The organism is Streptomyces sp. (assembly GCF_035563135.1).
In the GTDB taxonomy this organism is placed as follows: domain Bacteria; phylum Actinomycetota; class Actinomycetes; order Streptomycetales; family Streptomycetaceae; genus Streptomyces.
The window spans coordinates 1-3,490 of record NZ_DATMVN010000866.1 but is presented as its reverse complement, the minus strand read 5'-3'; the positions used below and the strand labels follow the sequence as shown (position 1 = coordinate 3,490).

General features: G+C 73.5%; 4 protein-coding genes and 1 pseudogene. 2 read left to right on the top strand and 3 right to left on the bottom strand.

Going from position 1 to position 3,490, the window contains the following annotated elements; translation table 11 throughout:
* Positions 1-395 (top strand): annotated as a pseudogene (locus tag VN520_RS38230) (FAD/NAD(P)-binding oxidoreductase); the annotation flags it as partial.
* Between the two features lie 113 nt (positions 396-508).
* Here VN520_RS38230 and VN520_RS38225 read toward each other — a convergent pair.
* From VN520_RS38225 to VN520_RS38215, 3 genes are all read right to left on the bottom strand, one after another.
* Positions 509-892: a hypothetical protein gene (locus tag VN520_RS38225; protein ID WP_325751555.1), complete on the bottom strand. Its 384-nt coding sequence runs from the start codon at positions 890-892 to the stop codon at positions 509-511.
* Positions 893-953: 61 nt separating this feature from the next.
* Positions 954-1,376 (bottom strand): DUF350 domain-containing protein, encoded by a 423-nt coding sequence (locus tag VN520_RS38220; RefSeq protein WP_325751554.1) that lies wholly within the window; start codon positions 1,374-1,376, stop codon positions 954-956.
* A 105-nt stretch (positions 1,377-1,481) separates the two neighbouring features.
* Positions 1,482-2,024 (bottom strand): DUF309 domain-containing protein, encoded by a 543-nt coding sequence (locus VN520_RS38215; protein WP_325751553.1) that lies wholly within the window; start codon positions 2,022-2,024, stop codon positions 1,482-1,484.
* Between the two features lie 106 nt (positions 2,025-2,130).
* Here VN520_RS38215 and VN520_RS38210 point away from each other — a divergent pair.
* Positions 2,131-3,490 (top strand): ATP-binding protein (locus VN520_RS38210; RefSeq protein ID WP_325751552.1); only part of this gene is annotated, 1,360 nt, incomplete at its 3' end.

Sequence of the window (3,490 nt, the reverse complement as noted above, 5' to 3'; positions counted from 1 at the left end):
GTCGCCGGGGCCGGGGCCGGCGTCGTGGGCGCGGCGATCGCCCGCGAACCGGCCCGCTACGACCTGCGCGCCGCCCTGCCCGACGCCGCCGACTGCACCTGAACTGCGGGCTGCCCGACATCGCCACCGACGCCGAGGGGCATGTGCTCACCACCTCGCGCGGCCCACTGCGCACCCGCCACCCGGTCGACGCCGCCGGGCTGTACGCCGACGGGACCTACCGGTTCCTCGGGAACGACGTGTTCACCGTGACCCCACGCCGCGGACAGCTCATCGTCCTCGACAAGCAGGCCCGGGACCTCGTCGGCCACATCCTCCTGCCGGTCCCCGGCCCGGCGGGCAAGGGCGTCCTGGCCGCACCGACCGTGTTCGGCAGCGACCTCCTCGGTCCCACCCGGCCGCCCCCGGCAGACCCTTCCCTCTGGCGGCCGGGCGGCCGGCCGAGCGGGTGGACCCGCACGGCACGTCGTTGCGGATCACCGCGCTGTGACGGCGGGGCGGGGCCGCGTCAGGGGATGAGCAGCCGGTCCGCGCCGACGGCCGCCACCAGCCCGGCGCCCAGCAGCCAGCTGCCGAGCCGGGTGCGGCCGTTCCTGCTGAGCTCGATCACCACACCGCAGAGGATGAGCGCGAGTCCGTAGACCCCGACGACCAGGACCGACGAACGGCTCGCTATCCGCAGCGTCAGCACGACGGCCACCGCCGCCATGCCCGCCGAGGAGAGAACGATCCGCAGCCGCCGCGCCTGACGTGGCGTCAGTCTCCGCTCCCGCGCGGCGGGCCGGGGTATCGCTGCCGGGTTCTCACCCGGCTCGTGCTCCTGTTCCTGGTCCTGTTGCCGGTCGCGGTTGCGGTCGCGGCCCTGGTCCTGGTCCTGGTCGGAAGTGCTCATGACGCCGGATCGTAATGGCCGCGCACCGCGATGTTCGCCGGACCGCGGGATCGCCCGGTGGTCAGGCGATCGACGCCGACACGATGGCGGAGACCGCCAGGTTGCAGGACGCCGTCACCCAGACCGCCGGGTGCGGCTCCCGCTCCACCAGCGTGGCCCCCAGCTTTCCGGGAGTGACCAGGTCCACCACGAGGAAGGCCACAGCCATCATGACGAGACCGAGCAGCCCGAACGCGGCCGTCGAGGCGAGCCCCTTGCCGAAGTCCTCGTACGTCGTCCAGATCGAGGTGAACACGATGCCGCCGATGCCCAGCATCGCCGAGCTCAGGAGCAGCGCCGCGTTGCGGTTGCGCTCCTCCCATATCTGGCGGCCGAGCTTCCCCGGCGTCAGGGCGTCGATCAGGAATATGCCGAGAACGAGCAGTACGACGCCGAGGGCCCCGTACGCGGTGGCACGGCCGAGGCCGTTGATGATGTCGGTCATCGGGGCGTCCGTTTCCTGAGCAAGTGGTCGAAGAGTGGAACGTGAACGTGACGGAAGTGATCAACGCGCCGTCAAGAGGGAGCAAAACCTATCGCATTCATGTGCTCAGTCCCCGGCCCGGTCCCCCCGCCGCAATCGCGGTGCTTCCGCGGCGGCGTCCACGGCCGGAGCGCTCGCGGCGCCCCCGCCGGCATTCTCCGCGCCCTCGGGCCCGGAGGGCTCCACCCGGCCCGCCAGCTCCCGCGCCCAGCCGATCAGCCCGTCCGCATCGATCCCGTGCGGATCCGGCGCCCCGAACTCCTCGACGGCGGCGGCGCCCCGCCTCAACAGCCGTGCCCCGCCCGCCGCGTTGCCCCGGGCGGCATGCGTCAGCCCGACCGCCATCTGCGCCAGGCCCCGCCACAGCTCACGCTCCGCGTCCGGCGCCGACTTCCAGGCGTCCTCGAACACCTCATGGGCGTGGAACGGCATGCCCGCGTCGAGCAGCCGCTGGGCCTCGCGCACCGTCTCGCCGGGGGAGCGGACCACCCCCTCGGGCTGCCGCTCCACCCCCGAAGACCCGTACGGCAGGGGGCGCCCCAGCCCGTCCCGGGGGCGCGCATTGCGCGCCCGCCCTTCCTCGTCGCGGTCCCTGCGAGATTCTTCCACCCCCCGATTGTGCCTCGCACCTGCGGAGAACCACCCGAATCCTGTCCGCGGGCGCCCGCGCGCGGCTAGGCTCGGAACTCTCCGCAATCACCTGGGAAGGGGAGGCATGAAGCCGTCCCGGCCGTTGTACGAGCGCGAATCGGAACTCGCCGCCGCCGCACAGGCGTTGGACGCCCTCTGCGGCGGGCAAGCAGTCGGCGGGCTGCTGGTGTTCAGCGGTGAAGCCGGCATCGGCAAGACCGCGCTGCTCGGTGAGATCCAGGCCATGGCCGCCGACCGCTGCACCATCTGGTCCGCACGCGGCGGCGAGACCGTCACCTCGGTGCCGTTCCACGTCGTGCGCCAACTGCTCCAGCCCGCGCTGGACCGGTTCCCCGCCGACGAGCTCCGCGCCCTGTTCGGTGACTGGTTCGAGATCGCCGCCCCCGCTCTCGGCCTGGCGGATCCCAGTGGCCCCCAGCCGGACCCGCAGGGTGTCAGGGACGGCCTCGACTACGTCGTGTCCCGGCTCGCCTCCCGGCTCAGCCACCGCCCGCTGCTCCTGATAGTGGACGACGCGCACTGGGCGGACGGCGAGTCCCTGGCCTGGCTCGCCGGCTTCACCGCACGGCTGTCGGAGCTGCCCGTGCTGGTCGTCCAGGCGCACCGCCCCCAGGAGCTCGCCGACCGCAACGCCGACTGGGCCGTCGCACACACCGCGGACAGCACCGGCGCGGCGGGCCACCCGGCGCTGACCCGGGTGGCGTTGCGCGCGCTCACCCCCGAGGCCACGGCCGACCTGGTGCGCGCCGGCCTGGGCGAGCACGCCGACGATCCCTTCTGCCGCGAGGTCTGGGCCGTCACCGGAGGCAACCCGTACGAAGCGGTCGAACTCGTCGCCAAGGCGCAGGACCGTGAACTGGCACCGGTCGAGGAATCCGCAGGGCTCCTGCGTGAGCTCGGCGCGTCGGCCCGGGGCAGCGGGCTCGTCGCACGTCTCGAACGTCTGGGCACCAATGCCAACCGCTTCGCCTGGGCAGCGGCCGTGCTCGGCACCGAGATCTCCCAGGAACTCGCCGCGACACTCGCCGGAATGAGCTCGGCGGAGGCCGCCGACTGCACGGCGCGGCTGCGCGACGCCCGCATCGTCAGCGGCTTCGACCCCCTGGAATTCGTCCACCCGCTCATCGCCACCGCCGTCTACCGCTCCATCCCGCCGGCGACCCGCACCGCGATGCACGGGCGGGCGGCCTGGGCGATCACCCAGGCCGGACTCGGAGCCGCGGCGGCCTCGCGCCATCTCCTCGAAGTCCACCCGGACGACGACCAGGAGCTGGTCGCGCAGCTCCGGGAGGCGGCACAGCAGCACCTCGCGGTCGGCGCGCCGGAAGCCGCCCGGCGCTGCCTGGAACGCGCCCTGGACGAGCCGCCACGCCCCCACGACCGTGCGGTGCTGCTGTACGAACTGGGCTGCGCCACGCTGCTCT

What these genes read in the sequence shown, in the direction of transcription:
- VN520_RS38225 (WP_325751555.1), bottom strand. Translation starts at nt 892, where the DNA reads ATGAGCACTTCCGACCAGGACCAGGACCAGGGCCGCGACCGCAACCGC.
- VN520_RS38220 (WP_325751554.1), bottom strand. Translation starts at nt 1,376, where the DNA reads ATGACCGACATCATCAACGGCCTCGGCCGTGCCACCGCGTACGGGGCC.